Annotated in this window: 28 protein-coding genes; 11 read left to right on the forward strand and 17 right to left on the reverse strand. The window is 68.0% G+C overall.

Features of this window, described 5'->3' with window-relative positions; all coding sequences use genetic code 11:
• Positions 1–100: 100 nt before the first annotated feature.
• Positions 101–991, reverse strand: coding sequence for a DMT family transporter (locus tag HWX00_RS17975; protein ID WP_034187233.1), 891 nt, complete (start codon positions 989–991; stop codon positions 101–103).
• 134 nt (positions 992–1,125) lie between these two features.
• On the opposite strand from HWX00_RS17975, the gene HWX00_RS17980 reads away from it, so the two are divergent.
• Positions 1,126–2,061, forward strand: a complete 936-nt coding sequence (locus HWX00_RS17980; RefSeq protein ID WP_034187232.1) for an AraC family transcriptional regulator — start codon at positions 1,126–1,128, stop codon at positions 2,059–2,061.
• A gap of 27 nt (positions 2,062–2,088) precedes the next feature.
• Here HWX00_RS17980 and HWX00_RS17985 read toward each other — a convergent pair whose 3' ends face one another.
• On the reverse strand, positions 2,089–3,300 hold the full coding sequence (locus tag HWX00_RS17985) for a pyridoxal-phosphate-dependent aminotransferase family protein (RefSeq protein WP_175027604.1): 1,212 nt from the start codon (positions 3,298–3,300) through the stop codon (positions 2,089–2,091).
• A gap of 753 nt (positions 3,301–4,053) precedes the next feature.
• Between HWX00_RS17985 and HWX00_RS17990 the strand changes: the two genes are divergently transcribed.
• From HWX00_RS17990 to HWX00_RS18010, 5 genes are all read left to right on the forward strand, one after another.
• Entirely contained in the window at positions 4,054–5,037 is a 984-nt protein-coding gene (locus HWX00_RS17990; protein WP_034187231.1) for a LysR family transcriptional regulator, read from the forward strand.
• A gap of 30 nt (positions 5,038–5,067) precedes the next feature.
• A complete protein-coding gene (locus HWX00_RS17995; protein WP_034187230.1) occupies positions 5,068–6,066 on the forward strand; it encodes a 2-hydroxyacid dehydrogenase in 999 nt (332 codons plus the stop codon).
• 111 nt (positions 6,067–6,177) lie between these two features.
• Complete coding sequence (bluB, locus tag HWX00_RS18000; RefSeq protein ID WP_175027605.1) at positions 6,178–6,927, forward strand: 5,6-dimethylbenzimidazole synthase; 750 nt, start codon at positions 6,178–6,180, stop codon at positions 6,925–6,927.
• 243 nt (positions 6,928–7,170) lie between these two features.
• Positions 7,171–8,340, forward strand: a complete 1,170-nt coding sequence (locus tag HWX00_RS18005) for an MFS transporter (protein ID WP_175027606.1) — start codon at positions 7,171–7,173, stop codon at positions 8,338–8,340.
• A 93-nt stretch (positions 8,341–8,433) separates the two neighbouring features.
• A complete protein-coding gene (locus HWX00_RS18010) occupies positions 8,434–9,594 on the forward strand; it encodes an MFS transporter (RefSeq protein ID WP_175027607.1) in 1,161 nt (386 codons plus the stop codon).
• A gap of 64 nt (positions 9,595–9,658) precedes the next feature.
• Here HWX00_RS18010 and fahA read toward each other — a convergent pair whose 3' ends face one another.
• The 5 genes from fahA to HWX00_RS18035 are packed head-to-tail and all read right to left on the reverse strand — an operon-like array spanning position 9,659 to position 15,587.
• Positions 9,659–10,963, reverse strand: a complete 1,305-nt coding sequence (gene fahA / locus HWX00_RS18015; protein WP_175027608.1) for a fumarylacetoacetase — start codon at positions 10,961–10,963, stop codon at positions 9,659–9,661.
• Positions 10,960–12,294, reverse strand: a complete 1,335-nt coding sequence (hmgA, locus tag HWX00_RS18020; RefSeq protein ID WP_175027609.1) for a homogentisate 1,2-dioxygenase — start codon at positions 12,292–12,294, stop codon at positions 10,960–10,962. Before hmgA ends, fahA begins: the two co-directional genes overlap by 4 nt.
• A 15-nt stretch (positions 12,295–12,309) precedes the next feature.
• Complete coding sequence (locus HWX00_RS18025; protein ID WP_049033129.1) at positions 12,310–13,671, reverse strand: MFS transporter; 1,362 nt, start codon at positions 13,669–13,671, stop codon at positions 12,310–12,312.
• Complete coding sequence (locus HWX00_RS18030; protein ID WP_034187223.1) at positions 13,668–13,898, reverse strand: DUF2783 domain-containing protein; 231 nt, start codon at positions 13,896–13,898, stop codon at positions 13,668–13,670. The genes HWX00_RS18025 and HWX00_RS18030 overlap by 4 nt, the downstream gene beginning before the upstream one ends.
• A gap of 27 nt (positions 13,899–13,925) precedes the next feature.
• A complete protein-coding gene (locus HWX00_RS18035) occupies positions 13,926–15,587 on the reverse strand; it encodes an FAD-dependent oxidoreductase (protein ID WP_059557287.1) in 1,662 nt (553 codons plus the stop codon).
• A gap of 352 nt (positions 15,588–15,939) precedes the next feature.
• On the opposite strand from HWX00_RS18035, the gene HWX00_RS18040 reads away from it, so the two are divergent.
• Positions 15,940–16,743 carry an EAL domain-containing protein gene (locus HWX00_RS18040; RefSeq protein WP_034187221.1) on the forward strand — a complete coding sequence of 268 codons (804 nt, stop codon included), beginning with the start codon at positions 15,940–15,942 and terminating at the stop codon, positions 16,741–16,743.
• Between the two features lie 144 nt (positions 16,744–16,887).
• Here HWX00_RS18040 and HWX00_RS18045 read toward each other — a convergent pair whose 3' ends face one another.
• Together HWX00_RS18045 and HWX00_RS18050 are read right to left on the reverse strand one after the other, a co-directional pair.
• Positions 16,888–17,298, reverse strand: a complete 411-nt coding sequence (locus HWX00_RS18045) for a GFA family protein (protein ID WP_175027610.1) — start codon at positions 17,296–17,298, stop codon at positions 16,888–16,890.
• 143 nt (positions 17,299–17,441) lie between these two features.
• The gene (locus HWX00_RS18050) at positions 17,442–18,233 is read right to left on the reverse strand and encodes an IclR family transcriptional regulator (RefSeq protein ID WP_034187219.1); all 792 of its coding nucleotides are present in this window, start codon (positions 18,231–18,233) and stop codon (positions 17,442–17,444) included.
• A gap of 115 nt (positions 18,234–18,348) precedes the next feature.
• Between HWX00_RS18050 and HWX00_RS18055 the strand changes: the two genes are divergently transcribed.
• Entirely contained in the window at positions 18,349–19,536 is a 1,188-nt protein-coding gene (locus tag HWX00_RS18055; RefSeq protein WP_034187218.1) for an acyl-CoA dehydrogenase, read from the forward strand.
• A 123-nt stretch (positions 19,537–19,659) separates the two neighbouring features.
• Here HWX00_RS18055 and HWX00_RS18060 read toward each other — a convergent pair whose 3' ends face one another.
• Positions 19,660–20,298 (reverse strand): peroxiredoxin, encoded by a 639-nt coding sequence (locus HWX00_RS18060; RefSeq protein ID WP_034187217.1) that lies wholly within the window; start codon positions 20,296–20,298, stop codon positions 19,660–19,662.
• Between the two features lie 317 nt (positions 20,299–20,615).
• Between HWX00_RS18060 and HWX00_RS18065 the strand changes: the two genes are divergently transcribed.
• From HWX00_RS18065 to HWX00_RS18075, 3 genes are all read left to right on the forward strand, one after another.
• The gene (locus HWX00_RS18065; protein ID WP_006494044.1) at positions 20,616–20,918 is read left to right on the forward strand and encodes an ElaB/YgaM/YqjD family protein; all 303 of its coding nucleotides are present in this window, start codon (positions 20,616–20,618) and stop codon (positions 20,916–20,918) included.
• A gap of 123 nt (positions 20,919–21,041) precedes the next feature.
• Positions 21,042–21,431 carry a phage holin family protein gene (locus tag HWX00_RS18070; protein ID WP_034187216.1) on the forward strand — a complete coding sequence of 130 codons (390 nt, stop codon included), beginning with the start codon at positions 21,042–21,044 and terminating at the stop codon, positions 21,429–21,431.
• 43 nt (positions 21,432–21,474) lie between these two features.
• A complete protein-coding gene (locus HWX00_RS18075; RefSeq protein WP_034187215.1) occupies positions 21,475–21,918 on the forward strand; it encodes a DUF3318 domain-containing protein in 444 nt (147 codons plus the stop codon).
• Positions 21,919–21,972: 54 nt separating this feature from the next.
• Here HWX00_RS18075 and HWX00_RS18080 read toward each other — a convergent pair whose 3' ends face one another.
• The 7 genes from HWX00_RS18080 to glyA all read right to left on the reverse strand — a co-directional run bounded on the left by HWX00_RS18080 (position 21,973) and on the right by glyA (position 26,764).
• Positions 21,973–22,419, reverse strand: coding sequence for a type IV pilin protein (locus HWX00_RS18080; protein ID WP_124669265.1), 447 nt, complete (start codon positions 22,417–22,419; stop codon positions 21,973–21,975).
• Entirely contained in the window at positions 22,416–22,889 is a 474-nt protein-coding gene (locus HWX00_RS18085) for a pilus assembly protein (RefSeq protein WP_264166330.1), read from the reverse strand. Before HWX00_RS18085 ends, HWX00_RS18080 begins: the two co-directional genes overlap by 4 nt.
• A 194-nt stretch (positions 22,890–23,083) precedes the next feature.
• A complete protein-coding gene (locus tag HWX00_RS18090; RefSeq protein ID WP_175027611.1) occupies positions 23,084–23,923 on the reverse strand; it encodes a PilW family protein in 840 nt (279 codons plus the stop codon).
• Complete coding sequence (locus tag HWX00_RS18095; RefSeq protein WP_034187213.1) at positions 23,907–24,317, reverse strand: type IV pilus modification PilV family protein; 411 nt, start codon at positions 24,315–24,317, stop codon at positions 23,907–23,909. The genes HWX00_RS18090 and HWX00_RS18095 overlap by 17 nt, the downstream gene beginning before the upstream one ends.
• Positions 24,314–24,877 carry a GspH/FimT family pseudopilin gene (locus HWX00_RS18100; protein WP_175027612.1) on the reverse strand — a complete coding sequence of 188 codons (564 nt, stop codon included), beginning with the start codon at positions 24,875–24,877 and terminating at the stop codon, positions 24,314–24,316. The genes HWX00_RS18095 and HWX00_RS18100 overlap by 4 nt, the downstream gene beginning before the upstream one ends.
• A 153-nt stretch (positions 24,878–25,030) precedes the next feature.
• Entirely contained in the window at positions 25,031–25,510 is a 480-nt protein-coding gene (gene nrdR, locus HWX00_RS18105) for a transcriptional regulator NrdR (protein ID WP_006476792.1), read from the reverse strand.
• A gap of 6 nt (positions 25,511–25,516) precedes the next feature.
• Positions 25,517–26,764: a serine hydroxymethyltransferase gene (gene glyA / locus HWX00_RS18110; RefSeq protein ID WP_175027613.1), complete on the reverse strand. Its 1,248-nt coding sequence runs from the start codon at positions 26,762–26,764 to the stop codon at positions 25,517–25,519.
• Positions 26,765–26,775 lie beyond the last annotated feature (11 nt).

A 26,775-nucleotide genomic window follows, 5' to 3' on the forward strand; every position in this document is an offset into this window, starting at 1 on the left:
GCGTCGGACGGCAGCCGGTCGCGCCCGTCGCGCCGCCGGCGCCTCAAGAAAAACGCCTGCATCGCGCAGGCGTTTTTTTATTCGTCGGCGACCGCGACGCTCAGGCCGTCCGCAAGAACAGCCGGCGCGTCAGGTCGAACGCGACGAGATTGCCGGCCACCACGAGCAGCAGCCCGATCACCGCGAGCGGCGACCACTGGTAACCCTCGAACACCGTCGACACGGCCAGCGCGACGATCGGGAACAGCACCGTGCAGTACGCGGCGCGTTCCGGCCCGATCCGGCCGACGAGCGTCAGGTACGCGGTGAAACCGATCACCGAGCCCGGCACGGCGAGGTAGACGAGCGCCCCCAGATAGCGCGGGCTCGTATCGAGCGTGAACGGCATCCCGGCCGCCACGCTGCCGACGGTCAGGATCGCCGCGCCGATCAGCATCGCCCAGCCGTTGGTCACGAGCGGGTGCAGCCCCATCGACTGCATCCGGCTCGACAGCAGGTTGCCGATCGAGAAGCACATCGTGCCCGCGAACGCGATCGCGAGCCCCGTCCAGGTCGCATGATCGTCGAGATGGCCGGCCATCTGCTGCCAGAACAGGCACGCGATGCCGGTCAGCCCGAGCAACGCGCCGGCGATCGCCGACGGCCGCAGCGGGCGGCCCATGAACAACCGGCCGTTGATCGAATTCAAGAGTGGCGCGGTCGAGAAGATCACCGCGACGAGGCCGCTCGGCACGACCTGCTCCGCATAGTAGAAGCACAGGAAGTTCACGCAGAACAGCGCGAAACCCTGCGCGACGAGGAAACGCCACGCGTCGCGCGGCGGGCGCACCGGCCGGCGCATCACGCGCAGCAGCGCGAACAGCACGACGGCCGCGAGCCAGAAGCGCCATGCGATCGACACGGGCGGCGGCACCGAGCCGAGCTGCCACTTGATCGCGATCCAGGTGGTGCCCCAGATCAGCACGGTGACGAAATAAAGCGACAGGTTCATGGCGGCAATCCGGAAAATCGGGTGAATCGGGATCCCGACTATGCCGCCGCACGGGGTGGGATGATTGTCCGGAATTGCGGTCTTTTTCGGGACGCCGCACGCGCTGCCGCGCGCCCGCTTATACTCGGCCCATCATGAGCCTCTCCCTCTCCGCCCCACCCGTCGACCACGCCGCCGCCCTGGCCGGCGGCGATCTGCCGTTCGGCCTGCAGTCGGTCTGCCGCACCCTCGCCGAGGCGAACGCGACGCTCGAGCGCTTCGCGTGGCTCGGCGACCACCTCGCGATCGCCGAATGGACGCGGATCACCGACGAAAGCGAGACGGTCTACGAACAGCCCGGCCACCACACGCTGTCGTGCTACCTCGACGGCGGCTACCGGACCGAGCGCCAGCGCGTGCCGCGCTACGGCGCGCCGAGCCTGCTGTGCGCGCTGCCGGGCGACCATGAATCGCGCTGGTGGGTGCGCGGCGAGATGCACTTCGTCCACCTGTATTTCCTGCCCGAGCACTTCACGCAGCGCGCGATCCGCGAACTCGACCGCGAGCCGCGCGAGCTGAAGCTCGCCGATCGCACCTATTTCGAGGATGCGCGCGTCGCCGCGCTGCTGCGCTCGCTCGCGCTCGACGGCTGGGACGACGCCGACGAGCGGCTGCGCGTGAACGAGACCGCGCACGAGGTGCTGAGCCTGCTGCTGCGCGGGCAGAGCACGACGCGCACCGACACGACCTTCCGCGGCGGGCTCGCGCCGGCCGTGCGCCGCCGCGTGCGCGACTACATCGACACCTATCTCACGCAACCGCTGACGCTCGGCGAACTGGCCGAGGTCGCCGCGCTGTCCGAATACCACTTCTCGCGGATGTTCCGGCTGTCGTTCGGCCGCGCGCCGCACGCGTGGGTGGCCGAGCAGCGCCTCGCACGGGCGCGCGAGCTGCTGCGCACGACGGCATTGCCGCTCGCGCAGGTCGCGGCCGACTGCGGCTACGCGAACGCCGGCCACTTCAGCCACCGCTTTCGCGACGCGCACGGCACGACGCCGAATACGTACCGGCGCGCGATGCAGGGCCGCTGAGCGCGGCCCGTTTTCACGCTTTCCCGCTTACGCGCCGCGCCGGGACAGTTCCTGCTCGAGCGCCGCGACACCGGCCGGCAGGTCGACCGGCACCTTCAGGTCGACCATCGTGCGGCCGAACGCATGCAGCGTGCGGAACAGGTTGTGTTCGCGGCATTGCTCGCCCATCTGCCCGATCCGTACGATCGGCAACCCGAACGAGCCCGAGATCTCGACCTGATACTGCTTCGAGATATGGCCGCAGACCATGCCGGGCGTCAGCCCTTCCGGCGTCTCGATCCCGACCACCGAATTGAGCCGGCAGTCCTTCGGCGCGTAGAGCCTGAGCCCCATCGACTCGACCCCCGCCTGCAGCGCGAGCGAGCAGCGCAGATGGCGTGCAAAGCGGCTTTCGAGCGTCTCCCCGCAGACGAGCCGCAGCGCCTCGTGCAGCGCCAGCACGCCGGACACGGGCGCCGTGTAGTGATAGCCGGCGTTGTGCCAGAAGTTCTCCGCGAGCGCCATGTCGAGGCACCAGTGCGCGTTCGGCTCGGGGCGATGCTTCATGCGCTCCCACGCGGCGTCGGAGAAGGCGATCAGCGACACGCCCGGGATCGACGACAGCCCCTTCTGGCCGCCGGTGATCACCGCGTCGATACCCCACGCGTCCATCTCGAGCGGCATCGTCGACAACGTGCACACCGCGTCGACGACGACCAGCGCGCCGGCCGCCTTCGCGAGCGCCGCGATTTCGCGCAGGTCGCGGTTCCATACCGTGTTCGACGTCTCGCCCTGCACGATCGTGACGATCTCGGGCCGCTCGCGCGCGATCGCATCCGCGATCTCGTCGAGGCTCGCGACCGCGCGGTCGGCCACCTCGAGCGTCGCGACGTCGGCGCCGACGCGCGTGGCCATCTCGGCCATCCGCGCGCTGAAGAAGCCGTTGCGGATCGACAGCACGCGCGTGCCGCGCCACGCGAGGTTCGAGATCGCCATCTCCATCGCCGCCGAACCGGGGCCCGCGACGCCGAGCACCCACTTCGTGCGGGTCTGGAACACGTAGCGCGCCATCTCCTTCACCTGCTCGATGATCTTCGCCATCGTCGCGCCGAGGTGGTTGATCACGATCGTGTTCGCCTTCGCGACGGCGGCCGGGATCGGAACCGGGCCGGCCCCCATCATCAGCAGCGGTTCTTCGGGCAGGATCGCGTCGAGCGGCACGACGACGGGACAGGGAATCGGCGAGTAATCGATGGACATGGCTGGCAAGAGGTGAGGAAAGGACATGCTCGGACGCTCGCCGCACGGCATGGCGAACTGATCGATCATTCCGCGTTCCGCGGCCTCGCGCAAGAGGCACGCGCGGCCGGACAGCGCGACGGTGGCCCGGTCGCCGGACCGGGCCAGCCGGCCGCGTGCGTGTCGCGCGATGGCCATCCCGATTGAAAAGGGATGGCGGGCCGGTCGTGAAACGGTTCCATTCGGCTTCCGCCTCGCGTGATTTTCTTCGCCAATAACGTCGCGATTCGCCGATACCGGTGGCATGCGACGACTTTCGCGTCAGTCGAAATAGACCGGCTGCCCGATAAAAACCGCCGCCCGGAATGCGGCATGCAATATCGCCCCCACCCGAAAAACATCCATTACCGCAGCATGTATTGGGGAACGACTCCGCAAATTAACGAAACCAGGCCACCTTATCACCCGACAAGCCATTGATTAACATAGATAATATTCGCCACCTTGGCGCATATTCCAATACCGCGTCAGTTTTGCGCGGTACGCAAATGCTGCATTGCAACGTTTAACCGTTACCCGTGATTTCGATTTTCCGCAACCCGCCCATTTTCTCAGGTTGACGAATATAGGTTCAGTATTGAACAATCGTCTGCGGAATCGAAAAAAACGATTTTTCGATACGAGGGAGAACTGGGGTCGTGCGATGGGCTTTCGAGGTCGCATGGCGAAAAATCACAACCATAATCAATCAACCGGGCCAGAAATACGCAAGCCATGAACCAGATTCAGACCATGCGTGTATTCGTCTGCGTCGCCGAGCAGCAAAGCTTCCGGCGCGCGGCGCACCATCTCGGCGTGTCCAATGCACTCGTCACGCGTTCGATCGCGATGCTCGAGGGCCATCTGAACACACGGCTGATCCACCGCACCACGCGCAACCTGTCGCTCACCGAGGCCGGCGTGCGCTACCTCGACGGCTGCCGCGCGCTGCTCGAGGAATTCGACCACCTCGAGTCGTCCGTCACGCATGCCGTGCGCGAGCCGGCCGGCACGCTGCGCGTCGTGGCGTCGGGGCTGCTGTCGCCGCTGGCGCTGACGCCGCTCGTCAGCAGCTTCCGGCTCCGCTACCCCGAGCTGCGCGTACAGCTGACCGTCGCCGAGGGGCCGCTCGACGTGCTCGATTCGGGGTACGACGTCGGCATCGTCACGGGCAACCGGTTCGACGGCAATCCGTCGCTGATCGGCCATGCGCTCGCGCCGAACCCGTTCGTCGCATGCGCGGCGCCGGCCTATCTCGACCGGCGCGGCGAGCCGCGCGCGCCCGACGACCTGCCAGGCCACGACTGGGTCACGCTCGCGCCGCACCAGCATGCGCCATCGTGGCAACTGGTCGGCCACGACGGCGTCGCGCATTCGGTCACGGTGCGCCCGGCATGCACGGTCAACCAGCTCGCGCTGGTGCAGGCCGCCGCCGTGGCCGGCGCGGGCATCGCGGTGCTGCCCGAGCCGTGCGTCGCCGACGCGCTCAACAGCGGCACCCTCGTGCGCCTGCTGGCCGGCTACCGGATCGACGATCCCGACACGCAACTGTCGCTCGTCTACCCGAACCGCCAGTACGTGCCGGCCCGCACGCGCAGCTTCGTCGAGCACGCGCTCGACCACTTCAGCGCACCGACGCCCCGCGACCGGACCGACTACGGCTTCCTGCGGCCGCCGCGCGGGCCCGAGCGGCCCGACATCGTCACGGGGCTGCAGTAAACTGCGCGCGTCAGCCATCGGAGGTGCAGCGTGCGCGTGATCCTGTTCAGCAGCCGGCAGTACGACGACGATTCGTTTACCGCCGCCAACCGGCAGTTCGGCTATCGGCTGCATTTCCAGCCGTCGCACCTCGATGCGGAAACCGCGATCCTCGCGCACGGCTATGAAGTCGTGTGCCCGTTCGTCAACGACACCGTCGACGCGGCCGTGCTCGAACGGCTCGCCGACGGCGGCACGCGGCTGATCGCGCTGCGCTCGGCCGGTTTCAATCATGTCGACCTCGCGGCCGCCGCACGGCTCGGCATCACGGTCGTGCGCGTGCCCGCGTATTCGCCGCATGCGGTTGCCGAGCACGCGGTCGCGCTGATCCTCGCGCTCAATCGCCGGCTGCCGCGCGCGGTCGCGCGCACCCGCGAGGGCGACTTCTCGCTGAACGGCCTGCTCGGCTTCGACCTCCACGGCAAGACCGTCGGCGTGATCGGCACCGGCATCATCGGCAGCGTGTTCGCGAAGATCATGATGGGCTTCGGAATGCACGTGCTCGCGCACTCCGTGCCGCCGTACAACGACGAGCTGATCGCGTTCGGCGCGCGCTACGTCGAGCTCGACGAGCTGCTGCGCCACGCCGATATCGTCAGCCTGCACTGCCCGCTGCTGCCGTCGACGCACCATCTGATCAACGGGCAGACGCTCGCGCGCATGAAGCACGGCGCGATGCTGATCAACACCGGCCGCGGCGGCCTCGTCGATGCACAGGCGCTCGTCGACGCGCTCAAGAGCGGCCAGCTCGGCCACCTCGGGCTCGACGTGTACGAAGAGGAAAGCGGGCTGTTCTTCGAGGATCACTCCGACCTGCCGCTGCAGGACGACGTGCTCGCGCGCCTGCTGACGTTCCCGAACGTGATCGTCACGTCGCACCAGGCGTTTTTCACGCGCGAGGCGCTGGCCGAGATCGCGCATACGACGCTGCTGAACATCGAGGCGTGGCACGCGGGCACGCCCGCGAACGTCGTGAGCGCGAATCGCTGACGCATCGCACGCATTCCCTCAACAATCCCGCCTTTTGTTTCGACTGACGTAACGCGGCACGTGCGCGGTCTGCTATCGTTGCGCCGACGTCCTTCCCTGCTCCTGCCGCTCATGCGTTTCGACGACTCCGACATCGCCGCGGTCTACCGCGCCATTTTCGAACGGCGCGACATGCGCCACTTCACGCCGGCGCCCGTCGATCCAGCCGTGCTCGCGCGCTTGCTGCGCGCGGCGCATCATGCGCCGAGCGTCGGCTTCATGCAGCCCTGGCGCTTCATCCGCATCACCGATCCCGCGCTGCGCACCGCGATCCACGCGCTGGTCGAGGCCGAGCGGCGCGCGACCGCCGATGCGCTCGGCGAACGCCAGGACGCATTCATGCGGCTGAAGGTCGAGGGCGTGCGCGAATGCGGCGAGCTGCTGGTCGTGGCGCTCGCCGACGGCCGCGAGCGCCACGTGTTCGGCCGCCGCACGCTGCCGGAGATGGATCTGGCATCCGCCGCATGCGCGATCCAGAACATGTGGCTCGCGGCACGCGCGGAAGGGCTCGGGATGGGCTGGGTATCGCTGTTCGACGTCGATGCGCTGCGCATGCTGCTGCGCATGCCCGACGGCGCGAAGCCGATCGCCGTGCTGTGCATCGGGCACGTCGACGCGTTCTACGCGAAACCGATGCTCGAACAGGAGCGCTGGGCCGCGCGAATGCCGATCGAGGCATGCCTGTTCGAGAACGGCTGGGACGACCCGGCTGCCATCGACGGCGCCCGCGCAGCCTCGTCTCCCGTGAATGCGGATTCGGATGCCGACGTGACGAACGCGTCCGATGCCCTTCCCGACGGCGCACCCGAACGCATCGCGTGACGGCGGCGCCTCGCAATTTCCTCCGCTCTGGCCCCGATACGGCCCGACGCGGAAAATCGCCGTCCGATCCCACACTGTGAGCTTTCGGCATCGCGCCCCGTCGCACGCCGGCAACAACCGTTTTGGCCCCGAGCGTAGGGGTTTTCACTGAAGTAGAATCGCGGCTGTCGACCGTCTTACCGTCCGCCCGTCCCGCGCATCCCGCGCCCGGCATGAGCGGCGGCTTTTCCCGAGCCTACCGCGATGCCCTTGCCTCTTTTCGCCCTTGCCGTCGCCGCCTTTGGAATCGGTACCACCGAATTCGTGATCATGGGGCTGCTGCCCAATGTCGCGCGCGATCTCGGTGTGTCGATTCCGGCCGCCGGGATGCTCGTGTCGGGCTACGCGCTCGGCGTGACGATCGGCGCGCCGATCCTCGCGGTCGTCACCGCGAAGATGCCGCGCAAGCGCGCGCTGATGGGCCTGATCGGGCTGTTCATCGCCGGCAACCTGTTCTGCGCGATCGCGCCGGGCTATGCGGTGCTGATGGCCGCGCGGGTCGTCACCGCGTTCTGCCACGGCGCGTTCTTCGGGATCGGCTCGGTCGTCGCGAGCAGCCTCGTCGCGCCGAACCGCCGCGCGCAGGCGATCGCGCTGATGTTCACCGGCCTCACGCTCGCGAACGTGCTCGGCGTGCCGCTCGGCACCGCGCTCGGCCAGGCATTCGGCTGGCGCGCGACGTTCTGGGCCGTCACCGGCATCGGCATCGTCGCGGCCGCCGCGCTCGCGGTGGGCCTGCCGAAGCACCTCGCGATGCCCGACACCAGCATCACGCGCGAATTCAGCGTGCTGAAGCACCCGCAGGTGCTGATGGTGCTCGGCATCAGCGTGCTCGCATCCGCGAGCCTGTTCAGCGTGTTCACGTACATCACGCCGATCCTCGAGGACGTGACGGGCTTCTCGCCGCATCAGGTCACCTATGTGCTGCTGCTGTTCGGTCTCGGCCTGACGGTCGGCGGCACGCTCGGCGGCAAGCTCGCCGACTGGCGCCGGATGCCGTCGCTGATCGCGACGCTCGCGCTGATCGGCATCGTCCTCTCGCTGTTCGCGGGCACGATGCACGTGCCGTTCGCCGCGCTCGCGACGATCTTCGTGTGGGGCATCCTCGCGTTCGCGATCGTGCCGCCGCTGCAGATCATGATCGTCGATCGCGCGAGCGATGCGCCGAATCTCGCGTCGACGTTGAACCAGGGGGCGTTCAACCTCGGCAACGCGACCGGCGCATGGCTCGGCGGGATGGCGATCGGCTCCGGCGTCTCGCTCGTGAACCTGCCGTGGGTCGGGGTCGCGATGGCCGTCGCGGCGCTCGCGCTCACGCTGTGGTCGGCATCGCTCGAACGCCGCCCCGTGGCGGTGCCGACCCACTACGTATAACGCAACCCTGCCGCAATCGTTGCGGACACAACCCCATTCGATCCTGATGGCCTTCATGGACCTTTCAAGGACCGCGGTGTAGCATCCCGGCCGATGAAAGCCATTCTCAATCGCGATTTCCTCGCGCTGATCCTGAGCGTCGCGGTCGTCGGCCTCGGCACCGGCGCCACGCTGCCGCTCACCGCACTCGCACTGACCGAAGCCGGGCACGGCACCAACGTCGTCGGCATGCTGACGGCCGCGCAGGCGCTCGGCGGCCTCGCGATCGTCCCGTTCGTCACCGCGCTCGCGCGGCATATCGGCTCGCGGCGCGCGATCGTCGTGTCGGTCGTGCTGCTCGCGGCCGCCACCGCGCTGATGCAGTTCACGTCGAACCTGATCGTGTGGGGCGCGCTGCGCGTGCTGTGCGGCGCCGCGCTGATGCTGCTGTTCACGATCGGCGAAGCGTGGGTCAACCAGCTCGCCGACGATGCGACGCGCGGCCGCGTCGTCGCGATCTACGCCACCAATTTCACGCTGTTCCAGATGGCGGGCCCCGTGCTCGTGAGCCAGATCGCCGGCGCGACGCGCATCCGCTTCGCGCTGTGCGGCGCGCTGTTCCTGCTCGCGCTGCCCACGCTCGCGACGATCCGGCGCGCACCGCTCGCCGGCGACGACGCGCATCACGCAGCGCACGGCCGCTGGCTCGACGTGCTGCCGCGCATGCCCGCACTGATCATCGGCACCGGCTTCTTCGCGCTGTTCGACACGCTCGCGCTGTCGCTGCTGCCGCTCTATGCGATGGATCACGGCGTCGCGAGCGCGACCGCCGTGCTGCTCGCGTCGATCATGCTGTTCGGCGATACCGCGATGCAGTTCCCGATCGGCTGGCTCGCGGACAGGCTCGGCCGCGAACGCGTGCACCTCGGCGCCGGCTGGATCGTGCTGGCCGGCCTGCCGCTGCTGCCGTTCGTCATCGCGAATCCGTGGCTGTGCTGGCCGCTGCTGTTCATGCTCGGCGCGGCGGCCGGCAGCATCTATACGCTGTCGCTCGTCGCGTGCGGCGAACGCTTCCGCGGCGCGGCGCTCGTCACCGCGAGCTCGCTCGTGTCGGCATCGTGGAGCGCCGCGAGCTTCGGCGGCCCGCTGGTGGCCGGCGCGCTGATGGAGCAACTGGGCAGCCATGCGCTGGTCGGCGTGCTGCTCGCCTGCGTCGCGGCGTTCGTCGCGGCCGCGCTGTGGGAACGCCGCGCCGCGTTGCAACGCGCGGTCTGATCCGTATCGACGAAACGACAACGGCCCGCACGATGCGGGCCGTTCGGTCTTGCCGTGCGACGCGTTATGCGTGGCGCGCCGGCAGGATCTTCCCGACGCACGTGCCGAAGCCGACGCGATAACCGTCGCCCTGGCACCAGCCGGCGAGCGTGAGCTCGTCGCCGTCCTCGAGGTACGTCCGGCTGCCGCCGCCGTTCAGCGCGACCGGCTCCTTGCCGTTCCACGTCAGTTCGAGCAGGCTGCCGAACGAATCCTTGGTCGGCCCGCTGATCGTGCCCGAGCCCATCAGGTCGCCCACGCGCGTGTTGCAGCCCGCGACCGTGTGATGCGCGAGCTGCTGCGCCATCGTCCAGTACATGTGCTTGAAGTTGGTGCGGCAGATCGACGTCGCGTCGGCCGCGCCTTCGGCACGCAGCGTCACTTCGAGCGCGATGTCGAACGCATGCCGGCCCGCGTGCCGCAGATACGCGAGCGGCTGCGGCGACTGTTCGGGTTGCGCGGTGCGGAACGGTTCGAGCGCGTCGAGCGTGACGATCCACGGCGAGATCGTCGTCGCGAACCCCTTCGAGTTGAACGGGCCGAGCGGCACGTATTCCCACTGCTGGATGTCGCGCGCGCTCCAGTCGTTCAGCAGCACCATCCCGAAGATATGCGCTTCCGCATCCTCGCACGCGATCGGCTCGCCGAGCGCGTTGCCCTGGCCGACGATGAAGCCCGTCTCCAGCTCGATGTCGAGTTTGCGGCAGGCACCGAACACCGGGCGTTCCTGGTCGGGCAGCTTCAGTTGCCCGTTCGGCCGCCGCACCGGCGTGCCGCTCACGACCACCGACGACGCACGGCCGTTGTAGCCGATCGGCATCTCCGACCAGTTCGGCAGCAATGCATTCTTCGGATCGCGGAACATCGAGCCGACGTTGGTCGCATGCTCCTTCGACGAATAGAAATCGGTGTAGCCGGGAATCTCGACCGGCAGATGCAGCGTCGCGTCGCGCTGCGCGACGAGCACCTGCGCGCGCAGCGCCGCATCGTCTCGCAGCGTCGCGTTGTCGCGCGAGAACAGGCCCGACAGCTGCACGCGCACGCCGCGCCAGGCGTCGCGGCCGAGCGCGATGAACGCATTGAGCGTCGGCGCGGCGAACGCGTCGGCGCCGGCCGGCAGCGTCACGAGGCCCGCGCGCGCGAGCGCCGCGAGATCGACGATCTGGTCGCCGAGCGCCACGCCCGCGCGACGCGCCGGCTGCTGCGCATCGCTGAAGATCCCGAACGGCAGGTTCTGGATCGGGAAATCGCAGGCGGGATCGTTCGCGGTGTCGAGCCAGCTCTTGCGAGCCGGGTCGAGCGTCGCGCGCCAGTCTTGGGTGTCGCTCATCGTTGCTCCGGATTGAAGTGTTTCTTGATGCCTTGCCAGCATTCGAAGTAGTCGGCCTGCAGTTGCGCGGTGTCGAGCGCGTAACGCGTCGGCCGGATCAGCGTGCGGGTTTCGAACATGAACGCCATCGTCGCGTCGACCTTGTGCGGTTTCGTCGTGTCGCTCGCGGACGCCTTCTCGAACGTGTCCGCGTCGGGCCCGTGGCCCGACATGCAGTTGTGCAGGCTCGCGCCGCCCGGCACGAAGCCTTCGGCCTTCGCGTCGTACGCGCCGTGCACGAGTCCCATGAACTCGCTCGCGACGTTGCGGTGGAACCAGGGCGGGCGGAACGTATCCTCGGCCGCGAGCCAGCGCGGCGGGAAGATCACGAAGTCGATCGTGTCGACGCCCGGCGTGTCGCTTTGCGCCTGCAGCACGAGGAAGATCGACGGATCGGGATGGTCGAAGCTGATCGAGCCGATCGTGTTGAACAGGCGCAGATCGTACTTGTACGGCGCGTAATTGCCGTGCCACGCGACGACGTCGAGCGGCGAATGGCCGATGTCCGCGCGCCACAGGCGGCCGTTCAGCTTCGCGATCAGTTCGAACCCCCCTTCGCGGTCTTCGTACGCGGCTTGCGGCGTCAGGAAGTCGCGCGGGTTCGCGAGCCCGTTCGAGCCGATCGGGCCGAGATCCGGCAGGCGCAGTTGCGCGCCGAAGTTCTCGCAGATATAGCCGCGCGCGTCGCCGTCCGGCAGCGCGACGGAAAAACGCACGCCGCGCGGGATCACCGCGATCTCGAACGGCTCGACGTCGACCCGGCCGAATTCGGTCGCGATATGCAGCCGCCCCTGCTGCGGCACGATCAGCAGCTCGCCGTCCGCGCTGTAGAAGAAGCGGTCCCGCATCGAGCGGTTCGCCGCGTACAGGTGGATCGCGCAACCGTTCATCGCGGCGGCCGAGCCGTTGCCGGCCATCGTCACGAGCCCGTCGACGAAATCGGTCGGCTCGACCGGCATCGGCAGCGGATCCCAGCGCAACTGGTTCGGCGGCGTCGGCGGCACGTCGGCCGAATCGCCGAATTCCGCCACGAGCCGCTGCGGGCCCGCGTACGGCTCGAACGGCCGGTGCACGGCCGCCGGGCGGATGCGGTACAGCCACGAACGGCGGTTGTGGCCGCGCGGCGCGGTAAACGCGGTGCCCGACAGTTGCTCCGCATACAGCCCGTACGGCGCGCGCTGCGGCGAGTTGCGGCCGTGCGGCAACGCGCCGGGCAGTGCCTCGGTGGCGAATTCGTTCCCGAAACCGCTCAGGTAGCCGGCGTTCGCCGGTTTCGACAGGTCAAGCGTCATCGTTTCCTTTCTCCCTCAATTCGTGGCGGCGGTCGGCGCCTGTACGCCGTTGCGCCGCGTTACGCCCGCGAGCCCGAGGACGAACAGCGCCGAGCACAGCACGGGCACCGCGGCCGCGTGGAACAGCGCGCCATTCGACCAGTTGAGCGCAATCAGTTGTCCGCCGACGAGCGGCCCGAGCACCGAGCCGATCCGGCCGATGCCGAGGCTCCAGCCGATGCCCGTCGAGCGCAGCGACGTCGGGTAATACTGGCCCGCGAGCGCGTTCACGGCCGGCTGCCCGCCGACCACGCAGAACCCGCCCGCGAACACGACGACCAGCAGCCACGGCAGCGCGTGCGCGACCGAGCCGATCAGCCCCACCGACACGGCCGCGCAGGCGAAGCACACGAACAGCACGCGCACGAAGCCGTGACGTTCGATGAACCAGCCGAGCGACAGCGTGCCGATCACGCCGCCTGTCTGCAGCACCGTGCCGACGATCACCGCGGTGCCCGGCGAATAACCGGCGTCGCGCATCACGGTCGGCAGCCAGTTCGACAGGAAATACAGATCGATCAGGTTCATGAAGCTGATCGCCCACAGCAGCAGCGTGACCGGCAGGCGGCCGTGGCTGAACAGTTCGGCGACCGGTGCGCCGCTCGCCGCGCGCTCGCGCACGACGAGCCGCGTGTTCGCGTCGATACCAGCCTGCGGCGCGAATCGGGCGAGCCAGCCGCGCGCCTGCGCGACGCGCCCTTTCAGCACCAGGAACTGCAGCGACTCGGGCAGCCGCGCGAGCATCGCGATCGTCAGCACGAGCGGCACCGCGCCGCCGACGAAGAACACCGAACGCCAGCCGAACGCCGGAATCAGCGCGGCGCTGATGAAGCCGCCGAGCGCCGCACCGAGCGTGAAGCCGCACGACACGATCATCATCCGCTTCACGCGATGCGCGGCCGGGCTGAACTCGCCGACCAGCGCCATTGCGTTCGGCATGATGCAGCCGAGGCCGAGCCCGGTCACGAAGCGCAGCGCCATCAGCACCGGGATCGAACCCGCGAACGGCGTCGCGAGCATCGTCACCGCGAAGAACAGCGTCGAGCCGATCAGCACCGGGCGGCGCCCGATCCGGTCGGCCAGCACCGACAGCCCGAGCGCGCCGAGCAGCATCCCGAACAGGCTCGCGCTGAACACCGGGCCGAGCGCCTGCTTCGGCACGCCCCATTCGGCGATCACGCTCGGCGCCACGTAGCCCATCGCCTGCGCATCGAAACCGTCGATCACGAGGCACAGCCCGCACAACGCGAGCAGCATCCAGTGAAAGCCCGGGCGATGGGTCTCGTCGATCACGCGCTCGACTTCGAGCACGCGTGCGTCGGCCGGCGCCGCGCTCATTGCGCCACCTCGGCGGCCGGGTGCACGGGCGGCGTCACGCCCTGGCGCGCGAGCGCCATCGCTTCGCGCAACACGTCGGCATCGCCGATCTGGTTCGCGAGCAGCAGGATCAGCTTCGCGTTGACGAGCTGGCTGTCGCTGTCGGACAAGTCGCGATGCATGTCGATCAGCGCTTCATAGAACGCGTCGGGGTCGGTCAGGCGCGGGCGGGTGTCGAGTGAAGGCATGACGGGTCTCCGGTGTCTTTATCGTATTCAGCGTGCGCAGGTCGCGCGCGCCAGCGCGTCGGCAATCGCCTGACGGTCGAGCGTGCGCGTGCGCGCGCAGACGTGCTGATCGGGACGCAGCAGGTAGAAGGTGCCCGGCTGCGCGTCGTAGCGTTGCGCGGCGAGCCCGTCGACGTCCTCCACGACGTCGACGCCGGCCGCCGGCCGCGCATGACCGGCCGGCACGACGAGCACGGGCCGCACCGGCAGCGCGAGGCCGTCGACGGCCTTCGCGAGCGCGGGCGCATCGCCCGGCAACCCGAACAGCACGCCGGTGAAGCCATCGCGCAGTCGCTGCAGCAGCCAGCCCGGCGCGCCCTGCACGCGCACCGGCGCATCGGCTGCCGCCGCGCCCGGCCGCATCGCGCACGCGAACGCGTCGCCGCCGCGATCAGGCGTATTCAGCGGGGAATCGGCGAGCACCGCCGGCACGGACAGGCGGCCGCTGTTCACGAGCTTGCGCGCGAACTCGCAGTCGCGCGCCAGCTTCAGCGTCGCGTCGCGGAACACGCGCGACACCGCGCTCTTCGGCGTGATGAAGTCGGTCGAACGCGTCGAGTTGCGGATGTTCTCGTCGGCCGCGAATTCGCGTTCGCTCGCATACGTATCGAGCAGGCTGTCGGCCGAGCGGCCGTCGAGCACGAGCTTCAGCTTCCACGCGAGGTTGTCCGCGTCCTGCACGCCGCTGTTCGCGCCGCGCGCGCCGAACGGCGACACGCCGTGCGCGGAATCGCCCGCGAACAGCACGCGCCCGTGGCGAAACGTGTCCATCCGCTGGCAGCGGAACGTATAGACGCTCACCCATTCGAGTTCGAACTCGGCATCCGGCCCGAGCAGCGCGCGCACGCGCGGGATCACCCGCTCCGGCTGCTTCTCGGCGACGGGGTCGGCGTCCCAGCCGAGCTGGAAGTCGATGCGCCACACGTTGTCCGGCTGGCGATGCAGCAGCACCGACTGGTTCGGGTGGAACGGCGGATCGAACCAGAACCAGCGCTCGGTCGGAAACTCCGCCTTCATCTTCACGTCGGCGATCAGGAAGCGGTCCTTGAACGTGCGGCCGCGGCTTTCGAGCCCCATCATCGTGCGCATCGGGCTGCGCGAGCCGTCGGCCGCGATCACGTACCGCGCGCGCAGCGTCGCGACGCCGTCCGGCGTCTCGATCGTCAGCACCGCGTGTTCGGCCGACTGCTCGATGCCCGTCACCTTGTGCTTCCAGCGGATGTCGATGTTCGGCAGCTCGAACGCGCGGTCGGCCAGATAGCCTTCGACGTAGTACTGCTGCAGGTTGATGAACGCGGGGCGCGCATGCCCTTCCTCGGGCAGCAGGTCGAACGCATACAGCTGCTCGTCCTGCAGGAACACCTTGCCGACGTGCCAGCTCACGCCCTTGTCGACGAAGCGCTCGCCGCAGCCGAGCCGGTCGAAGATCTCGAGCGTGCGCTTCGCGAAGCAGATCGCGCGCGAGCCGGTCGACAGCGTGTCGTCGTCATCGAGCAGCACGACGGGCACGCCTTGCTGCGCGAGGTCGATCGCGGCCGCGAGGCCCACCGGGCCGGCGCCGACGACGATCACCGGATGGACGGCCGCGTCATGGGCGCGTGCGCGGTACTCGAACTTCAGCGTCTGGTAATCGATGCTCATGGTCGCCATCCGCTCGTCAACCCTGCCGTGCGCGCACCGGCGCGCCCGTCGTTCCTTTCGTCTCCTGCCGGCGTGCCCGCCCGCCTGTGCTGTCATCCGCCACGTCTCGCTCCTTGCTTCCTGTTGATTCGCGAACGGCGCCGTCCCGCGGCGCCCGCATGCCGCATTTCTTGATCGGCGACAAATTCTGAATTTACGAATAGTAAAACCAATTACGAATAGTGAAATCAACGTAAACCCTAGGCGCTGCCTCCGGGATGGGATAACCATATGAATGAAACGGCGAGCCGAGCGCGGCGCGCGCTGCTAATATCAAGAGACGAGGCGGCCCTTTCGGCCGCCATTTTTCCTTTTCACGCCGATGATTCCGCCCACCATCCCCGAGCTGGTCGCCCGTGCCGGGCAACTGCCGTATCTGCGGGAACACCTCGCGCTGGCCGAAGGCGGCACCGCGTGCGCGAATCTGCCCGAGCGCACGCTCGCCAGCGCGTACGAACCGATCTACGACGTGACGATGCCCGGCGCGCCGCAATCGACGTCGTTCGCCGACGCGATCGAGCGCTACGGCGACGAGCTCGGCTTCCAGGCGGTCACCGTCGTCACGGGGGCGGCGCACGATCCGGTCGACTCGGCCGTCGACGACCAGACGCTGGTCGCGATCGACCGCCTGTCGCGCGCGCTGCATGCAATCAACTTTTTCGGCGCGCAGCGCCACGGGCTGCTGTTCCTGCGCGTGCACGAACGGCTGCTGAAGAGCGTGAAGTACGACCACGGCAAGCACTTCTCGTCGGTGCTGCAGCGCTTCGGGCTGCCGCCGGAGCGGATCGTGATCGAGCTGCCGGCGGTCGCGGTCGCGCACAAGACCTTCCTCGGCTACCTGACGCGCAGCTACCAGCATCACGGCTTCAAGGTCGCGGACAAGCTGCCCGATCCGGGTCGTATCCTCGCGGTCGAATCGGACATGGCGCGGCCCGACTTCATCAAGATGGATGCGGGCATCGCATTGCGCGACGGGATGGTCAAGGCGCTCGTCGCCTATGCGCAGCGCGTGCGGATTCCGCTGATCTTCGACGGCGTCGTCGACGAGACGCAGTGCGAGCTGCTGCGCCAGTACGACGTGCGGTTCATGCAGGGGCCGGTGTTCGCCAAGGTCGTGACGGCCTGATCGGCAGGCGGGGACCGCGCGTGCGGGCAGCGGCGCGCGGGATGCCGGGCCCGGATGTCGCGTGGCGCGCGGGCCGGGGGAGAAACAGGCCGTCAGGCACGCGCCGTCGACTCGCGCCTGTCCGCCCGTGTCGACGGTTACCGCTCACGGCACGCCATCATCGTCGTACTTGGGCAACGCGTCGTCGATCTCGATGCCCGGGAAACGGTCCCGATACCAGACGTGCCAGGCCGGACGCAGCCGCGCCGGCTCGTCGAGCGTCGCGTAATTGATCTCGACCGTCTGCGGCGCCTCGGCGAGCCGGTATTCGAGTTGCGCGCCGCACCGGCCGCAGAAGCGTCGCTCGCCCCACGCGCTCGACACGTAGACGGTCGGTTCGCCTTGCAGGTATTCGAACGCGCCGATCGGCACCGATGCCGATGCGACGACCGCCGCACCGGTCGTGCGCTGGCAGAGCCGGCAATGGCAGAAACCGGCATCGGTCGGCACGTCGGCGATACGGTAGCGGATCGCCCCGCACGCGCATCCGCCTTCCATCGGTTCCGGGTCGGGCATCGCACACCTCGTCGTCGGGAAGCAGGCGAACGATGATGAGCGCGCTCCGGCCACAGTACAAGTGGCAGCGCCGTCGCCCGCCCTCACGCACGACGCGGAAGGCGCGCTTGCGGAGCGACGGCGATCGCCGCGCGCCGCGTTGCTCAGGCCGTCGGCCCGAGCCGCTGCGCGAGCGCCTTCAGCTTCGGCCCGACCTGCGTGCGGAACACGTCCTCGCCCATCGACGACGCGGGGCCGCTGCAGCTCAGGATCAGCCAGCGCCCCTCGCGCGGCTCGCGAAACGGAACGGCCGCCGCGTTCACGTCCATGTGCCACGCGCGGAACGAATAACAGCACCCGCCCGCCGAGAACTCGGCCACCGCGTGCTGCGCGGCCGCGACGAGCGCATCGGCATCGGCCGCGCCGCCGGCCGCGCGGTGCAGTTCCGCGTACAGCGCGCGGCGCACGTCCTCCGGCTGCACGGCCAGGTACGCACGCCCCATCGAACTCGTCAGCATCGACAGCCGCGAACCGGGCGCAAGCCCGAGCGTCAGCGCCGTCTCGCTGCGGATCGTCTCCAGATAGATCATGTCGAGCCCGTCGCGGCAGCCGAGCGACACGGCCGCGCCGATCTCGCGCGCGAGCGCCTGCATGTGCGGGCGTGCGAGGTCGATCGTCCCCGAACCCGCCAGCAGCGCGTAGCCGAGCGACAGCACGCCGGCGTCGAGCGCATACTTTCCGAGCGTCTCGTCGTAGCGCAGGTAACCGAGCACGGTCAGCGTGTAGGCGAGCCGGTTCACGGTCGCTTTCGGCAATCCCGTGCGCTCCGCGAAGTCGCGGTTGCCGAGCATCGTCTCGCCGGGCCGGAATGCGCGCAGCAGGTCGAGCCCGCGTGCGAGCGCGACGACGAACTTGCGCTCGTCGATCGTGGTTTCGTCGATGGTTGAAAGTGTCATCTGGTGCTACACTGGGTTCGATTTGCAAAACATTGTTCCGCACAGCGGAACTACAGTCAAGCGAACTTTGGGCATGGGGCCCGGCTGGAAGACCGGACCAACAGGAGATGAAACGATGACCGCTGCAACTTTTCACTGGGACGATCCGCTGCTGCTCGACCAGCAGTTGACCGAAGAAGAGCGGATGATCCGCGACGCGGCGCAGGCGTACGCACAGGACAAGCTCGCGCCGCGCGTCACCGAAGCGTTCCGCCACGAGCGCACCGACGCCGCCATCTTCCGCGAGATGGGCGAAATCGGCCTGCTCGGCCCGACGATTCCCGAGGAATACGGCGGCCCCGGCCTCAATTACGTGAGCTACGGACTGATCGCGCGCGAAGTCGAGCGCGTTGACTCGGGCTACCGGTCGATGATGTCCGTGCAGTCGTCGCTTGTGATGGTGCCGATCCACGAATTCGGCTCCGACGCGCAGAAGCAGAAGTACCTGCCGAAGCTCGCGACCGGCGAATGGATCGGCTGCTTCGGCCTGACCGAGCCGAACCACGGCTCCGATCCGGGCAGCATGGTCACCCGCGCGAAGAAGGTGCCCGGCGGCTACGCGCTGTCCGGCGCGAAGATGTGGATCACGAACTCGCCGATCGCGGACGTGTTCGTCGTGTGGGCCAAGCTCGAGGAGAACGGCAAGGACGCGATCCGCGGCTTCATCCTCGAGAAGGGCTGGAAGGGCCTGTCGGCGCCCGCGATCCACGGCAAGGTCGGGCTGCGCGCGTCGATCACGGGCGAGATCGTCCTCGACGAGGTGTTCGTGCCCGAGGAGAACCTGATGCCGAACGTGAGCGGCCTGCGCGGCCCGTTCACGTGCCTGAACTCGGCACGCTACGGGATCGCGTGGGGTGCGCTCGGCGCCGCCGAGTCCTGCTGGCACACCGCGCGCCAGTACGTGCTCGACCGCCAGCAGTTCGGCCGGCCGCTCGCCGCGAACCAGCTGATCCAGAAAAAGCTCGCCGACATGCAGACCGAAATCACGCTCGGCCTGCAAGGCGTGTTGCGCCTCGGCCGGATGAAGGACGAAGGCACCGCGGCCGTCGAGATCACGTCGATCATGAAGCGCAACTCGTGCGGCAAGGCGCTCGACATCGCCCGCCTCGCGCGCGACATGCTCGGCGGCAACGGCATCTCCGACGAATTCGGCGTCGCGCGCCACCTCGTGAACCTCGAAGTGGTCAACACGTACGAGGGCACGCACGACATCCACGCGCTGATCCTCGGCCGCGCGCAGACGGGCATCCAGGCATTCTTCTGATCATCCGGGCGTGACGCACGCGACAGCGGTGCCGCGTGTGCGCTCCCCAAGCAAACGGCCCGCCCGGCATCACTGCCGGGCGGGCCGTCGTTCATCGGAACCGCGGTTGCGGGCCGCCGATGCTTACTTGTTCGGCTGCGGCGTCAGGCGCAGATACGGACGCACCGCGTTGAAGCCCTTCGGGAAACGCTTCTTCAGCTCTTCCGGATCCTGCAGCGACGGCACGATCACGACGTCGTCGCCGTCCTTCCAGTTACCGGGCGTCGCGACCTTGTAGTTGTCGGTCAGCTGCAGCGAGTCGATCACGCGCAGCACTTCGTCGAAGTTGCGCCCCGTGCTGGCCGGATAGGTGATCGTGAGCCGCACCTTCTTGTTCGGGTCGATCACGAACAGCGAGCGCACCGTCAGCGTTTCGTTCGCGTTCGGATGGATCATGTCGTACAGCTGCGACACCTTGCGGTCCGCGTCGGCGATGATCGGGAAGCCGACGACCGTCGACTGCGTTTCGTTGATGTCGTTGATCCAGCCCTTGTGCGATTCGACGCCGTCGACCGACAGCGCGATCACCTTCACGTTGCGTTTCTCGAATTCGCCCTTCAGCTTCGAGGTCAGCCCGAGTTCCGTCGTGCACACCGGCGTATAGTCGGCCGGATGGGAGAACAGGACGCCCCAGCTGTTGCCGAGCCAGTCGTGAAACTTGATGGTGCCCAGGCTCGATTCCTGCTCGAAATCCGGTGCGATGTCGCCAAGACGCAGACTCATGATGTTCCCTCCTCGAACGATGCTGGTTGAAACCACGCGCCTGACGGCGCGGGACAGTCCATCAGCTTACGGGAAGCAATGGGCCGTGCGAACGATTATTCCGTTTGATATACATACTTTTTTGTCATTTTTACCCGGTGTCGAGCGGAACAGTCGGCCGCGAGGGAAACTTTTCACCCCGTTTGCCGCTCTGTTCATGATTACAAGTCGTTTACCATGCAGTCTTGCACTGCCGCCGTGTGTCTTCCCGGCTCGCCAGCAGGCAGGGGTTTCGCTACGATGTGAACCTGCAGCATGACAGCATGAAGGGAGTTGCAATGTCGGAAATCAACAAGGAGAAACTGATGTCGGATATCAAAACCGTTCTCTCGGACGCCGAAGACCTGCTCAAGCAAGCGGCGAGCAGCACGGGCGACCGTGCGGCCGAGCTGCGCGAGAAGGCGATGTCGCGCCTGAAGCAGGCCAAGGAAAAGGCAGCCGACGTCCAGGTCGTGGTGGTCGAGAAAGGCAAGAAGGCCGCACGCGCCACCGACGATTACGTGCACGAGCACCCGTGGACGTCGATCGGCGTGGCCGCCGGCGTCGGCGTGCTGATCGGCCTGCTGATCAACCGCAAGTAACGGGCTCTGCGCCGTTTCGTCCCGCGGGCCGCGTCACGCGGCTCGCGGGCGTCGAAGCCAGCCTGCGGAATTCGCCGGCCGGCTTTGTTCTAGCTGCTCACTGCACGCGCACGCACCTCATCCATGACGACAGACACCACCTCGCAGCCGTCCGGCCAAGGACCGCTGCGCCGCCTCGTCGGCTCCGCGATCGGACTTCTGCAGACGCGCCTCGAACTGGTGGGCATCGAGCTTGCCGAGGAGAAGGAGCGCCTGATGGGCGTGCTGTTCCTCGGGCTCGCCGCGATGATGCTCGCGACGATGGCGCTCATCAGCCTGACCGTGCTGGTCGCGATCGCGTTCTGGGATACCTATCGCTGGCAAGCGCTCGCGGCGATCACCGCGCTGTATGCCGTTGGCGGCATCGCGTGCGCGCTGAAGGCACGCTCGGGCCTGCGCGATGCGCCGACCGTTTTCGAGGCGACGCTCGCCGAACTCGAGAAAGACCGCGAACTGTTCCGCGGCAAGCCGTGAGCGCCATCGCGCTCGCCCCATCCACCTACTTCGCCGACGCGCCATGAGCCAGAACGTCACGGGCAATTCACCCCGCTCCCATTCGTCGCGATCGAACTGGAGTGCGTCGCAGCATCGCGCGCTCCGCAAGGAATTGCTGATCCTGAGATCCGACGTCGAGCGACTCGAACTCGCGGAAGCCGCCGGCGAGATGCGCCACGCCGTCACGCGCTTCAGCTGGCTCAAGGTGTTCATCCCCGGCCTTTCCACCAACAAGTTCAGCCAGTCCGCGAAGAACCTGAACGCGAGCCTCGGCAATCTCGTCAACCAGTATCCGATGCTGAGTTCGCTCGCGTCGCTCGTGCTGGCGAAGCCCGTTCGCTCGCTGCTGCGCGCGAGCGCGGGCCCCGCGCTGAAGTGGGGCACGCTCGGCTTCGCCGCATGGGAGGTCTACCGGATCTGGAAGCAGTCCCGCGACGAGCGCGGGCTCGACACGCACGACGACTGACCGCCGGCATCCCGCGCGCGCGGCCATGGGCCGTTGCGCGCCGTTCCTGCAGAGTCAACGCGTACCCCAGCACGCCGTGCCCGGTTCGTCCGCGTCATCGCGCCGCGCATTGCCTTTCGTTCCGGCCGAATCCAGCGTGAAGGTACCGCAGGTATCGTCGTGCATCGGACCCGTGTCCAACGGGCTGGCCTCCAGTTCGTAGCTCACCGGCGAATCGTCGCCATCCGGCCGCCGCAGCGTCAAGCGATACACGGCTCGCCCGTCCGGCGGTGCCAACGCGAGCGCGTCCGGTAACGCCGAAGGCGGAGAACCCTGCAGCGTTTCGAGATACTGGGCCGCGCGGTACAGCGCGGCGACCGCCGACGCGCGATGAACGCGCGCGACATGCTCGCGATACGACGGGACGGCCCATCCCGCCAGCACCGCGACGATCGCGAGCACGATCATCAGCTCGACCAGCGTGAATCCCGTCGATCGGAAGACGATAGAGCGACCGTTCATTGCAGCACAGTCGCGACCCGACGCCAGCGCAGCGCGACGACACGCGCGTCGCGTATCGCGACCTGGTGCTGCAACCAGACCGCGCTCGATGGGTGCGCACCGATGCCGCGCGCGGTGACGAGATAAGCACGGCTACCGGGCGGCCCAGCTCCGCGCCATGCCTCGATCAAACACCGCGGCGGCCCTGCGGCCATCGGCCATCCAGCGAACGGCGTGAATGCTTCGGCGGACGCGAGCGGCGGCATGCGCCGCCAGCTGTCCGGCTCCACGTGCGATTCGCGCTCCCTCACATAGGGTGCCGAGCCACCGAGCAATCGCGCGGTGCACGCCGCCAGCGCGGCATCGGCTGCGTGGAATGCGATCAGCCGATCGGACAGCGCTCGCGTACGGCGCGCTTCCGTCAGCGCGGCTTCGAACCACGTGCCTGTCAGCGCTGCAATGGCCGCACCGACCGCAATGACTGCCGGCAATGCGAGCCCTGCGTCGCGACGCCAGGGCCGGTGTGCTGATCGGACGCGGATGCGCGGTAGCTCGTGCGCGTTCGCGGCCACGGCGCTGGTGCACGCAGCCTGTCCTCGTTCGTCGCCGCTTGCGGCGACACACCCATTCGCGTTGCCTGTTGCAACGCATCGCGCTATTGCCCGCGTGCATCGATCGGCTCCGCTCATCGCAACACCTCACGCGTGTGCGCTGCATCTGGCAACGCCGCGTCGAAGCCGAGCGCGACGTTCCGCAACGCGATGATGCGATCGAGCGTCAAACCTGCGCGGCCGTCCCGGGCAACGACAACACGACCGTTGCAGTCGACATGGCTGGCCGGCTCGCGCATCGGCTCGCCGCGTGCCCGCACGCAGACATGCACGGCTACGACATCGCGCCAGTCGTCGACACGCATCGCGTCTGCGTCGACAAACTGCGCGCCGCCGCGACGCAAATAGCGCACGCGCAATTGATCGATGCCCGACACGACGGGCTGCGGCGTCCCCGGACGGCCGCTACCTTCGCAATACAGCTCGGGCTCGCCCGTCGACGGACTGACATGCGCGTCGAAACGGTTCTCCACCTGCGGCCGTGCGCCGGGTGCGCCTACGCCCTGCCCGAGACAATCCGACACCTGGCCGCTCACCGTCGACCACGTCGACACCGCATCGCCGACATACCGGACCAGGAGGGCGTCCGATGCAGCGCGCGCGGACTCGCACTGCGCCTGTGCGCCCTCACCCCGCACACGCGCCATCGAACAGCCGAACACCGGCGGCAACGATGACGCACCATCCGTATCGAGCGGCCGGAACCCCGCCATCTGGATCTGCTGGCCGATCAACAACAGCGCGGTGCCTGCCGCATCGCGCATCCGGAATCCGTCTTCCGCACGCCGTTGCGCAATGCGCTGTGCATGATGGAGCGCGCCGGCCGCTGCCAGCACGAGGAAACCGACGGTCATCGCAATCAGCACCTCGAGCAAGGTGTGTGCGCGCATACGACGATCAGCGTGCATCGGCATCAGTCTCCCGAAATGGAATCCGGACGCACGAGGGCGGCTGCGCCGACGCGCCCGCGGCTTCGCAACGCGGCGACGCAGCCGTGTTGCCGCTGCGCCAGCCGACGACCGCGTAGCGGGCACCGCCCGGCCCGGCGTCGAGTGTCATCGTGCCGCCGGGCAACGACGCAGCCGCCAGCGCCGCAAGGCCGTCGTTTGCCCCTGCGCCTGCGTACGAGCGCTCGATACGCGCATCGGCCAGCCACAACGCACGCTCGCGCCAGATCGTCGCCCGCTGAGCGCGCGCCATCGCGAGCTGACTGCCTGCCACCGCCAGCATCACGGTCGCGAGCAGCGCGATGGCCAGCGTCGCCTCGATCAGCGACGTGCCGCGCATGGCGTTGCGCCGCGCGCTCATGCCGAGCCGCAGCGGCCGGCGACGACCCGCGCCCGGCCGCCTGCCGCAATCCGCACGCAACGCGCCCAGCGTGCGTCTTCCGCGTCGGACACCCCGCGCCGCGGACGCAATTCGAAACGCCGGATTCCGCCGATGGCCTGACCGGCCGGCGGTGCGAAAGCCAGATCGTGCGCGGCGCCCGCGACGACCACTTCGGCATCGCGCGGGTAGCGTCGCAGCACGCGCGACTGCCCGTCGACCCGCCCGCTGACGATCCAGTCGCACGACCATTCGGCCGCGTCGCCCTGCTCGCCGGCACGCAGGCAGGTGCCGTCGTTCCCGGCCCGGCACAGCGTGACACGCGTGCCAAGACGCGTCGCTTCGGTACGCGCAAACGACAGCGCGCCGAGCAGCGCACGCGAGCGTGCATCCACGCGCTCGCGCATGCGCCACTGGTCGAATGCAGGCGCCGCGTAGAGCGCGAGCCCGGCCGCCAGCGAGAGCGCGACCATCAGCTCGACGAGCGTGAACCCGCCCGCGAGCCGCGCCGAACTTTTAAAGGGATGAGCGCGCAGTTCCATCGCAATCGTCCTCCACCAGGATGAGACGAGGACTGTAGCGACGCGTGCGGACGCGCGCCATTTGCCGAACGGCCGACTGGCGACAAACGATCGCGGCCGACACAATCGGCGCGAACTGGACCAACGGAGGAAACGATGAACGGACGCAGCGCGTCAGCGCTTACGCGGGGTCTTGGCGGGAGAGGCGCGACGGAACTCTTCGATCACGTCGGCAAATTCGGAAACGTCCTCGAAGCGGCGATACACCGATGCGAAGCGGACATAAGCGATCGTATCGAGGCCGCGCAGCTCGTTCATCACGAGTTCGCCGAGCTTCTCGCTACGCACTTCACGCTCGCCTGTCGCGAGCAGTTGATATTCGATACGAGCGACCGCCGCGTCGATCGCGTCGGCAGCAACCGGCCGCTTGCGCAGCGCGAGTTGCATGCTGGCGACGATCTTGCGACGGTCGAATTCGGTGCGACTGCCGTCCTTCTTCACGACGAACGGCAGCGACAGCTCGACCCGCTCGTACGTCGTGAAGCGCTTGTCGCAAGCCGAGCAGCGACGGCGCCGGCGAATCGCGGCGCCATCCTCGGACACGCGCGAGTCTACGACCTGCGTGTCGTCATGCCGGCAGAACGGGCAGCGCATCGTCGATCAGCGATAGACCGGGAAACGCTTGGTCAGCTCGGCGACCTGCGCACGCACGCGCTCGATCGTCGCCGCATCTTCCGGGTTCTCCAGCACGTCGGCGATCAGGTTGCCCACTTGCTCCGCTTCCGCCGGGCCGAAGCCACGCGTCGTCATCGCCGGCGAGCCCAGACGGACACCGCTCGTCACGAACGGCTTTTCCGGGTCGTTCGGGATCGCATTCTTGTTCACCGTGATGTGTGCCGCGCCGAGTGCCGCTTCCGCTGCCTTGCCCGTGATGTTCTTCGCACGCAGGTCCACCAGCATCACGTGGCTTTCCGTCCGGCCCGACACGATCCGCAGCCCGCGCTTCACCAGCGTCTCGGCCAGCACGCGTGCGTTCTCGACCACCTTCTCCTGGTATGCCTTGAACTCCGGCGACAGCGCTTCCTTGAACGCCACCGCCTTCGCCGCGATCACGTGCATCAGCGGGCCGCCCTGGATGCCCGGGAAGATCGCCGAGTTGATCGGCTTCTCGTACTCGGCCTTCATCAGGATCACGCCGCCGCGCGGGCCGCGCAGGCTCTTGTGCGTCGTCGTCGTCACGAAATCCGCGTGCGGCACCGGGTTCGGGTACACGCCGGCCGCGATCAGGCCTGCGTAGTGCGCCATGTCGACCATCAGGTACGCGCCCACCGACTTCGCGATCTTCGCGAGGCGTTCGAAATCGATCTTCAGCGAGAATGCCGATGCGCCCGCGACGATCAGCTTCGGCTTGTGCTCCTGCGCGAGCTTCTCGGCCGCTTCGTAGTCGATGTCTTCGTTTTCGTTCAGGCCGTAGCTCACGACGTTGAACCACTTGCCCGACATGTTCACCGGCGAGCCGTGGGTCAGGTGACCACCGTGCGCGAGGCTCATGCCCATGATCGTGTCGCCCGGCTTGAGCATCGCGAAGAACACGCCCTGGTTCGCCTGCGAACCCGAGTTCGGCTGCACGTTCGCGGCTTCCGCGCCGAACAGCTGCTTCACGCGGTCGATCGCGAGCTGCTCGACGATGTCGACGTACTCGCAGCCGCCGTAGTAGCGCTTGCCCGGATAACCTTCCGCGTACTTGTTCGTGAGCTGCGAGCCTTGCGCGGCCATCACGGCCGGGCTCGTGTAGTTTTCCGACGCGATCAGCTCGATGTGATCTTCCTGGCGGCGGTTTTCCTGCTCGATCGCTGCAAAGACTTCGGGATCGACGTTCGCGATGGTGCTTTGGGCTCTGTCAAACATACGGTTTCCGT

Source organism: Burkholderia seminalis DSM 23518 (genome assembly GCF_902832885.1).
Taxonomy (GTDB): domain Bacteria; phylum Pseudomonadota; class Gammaproteobacteria; order Burkholderiales; family Burkholderiaceae; genus Burkholderia; species Burkholderia seminalis.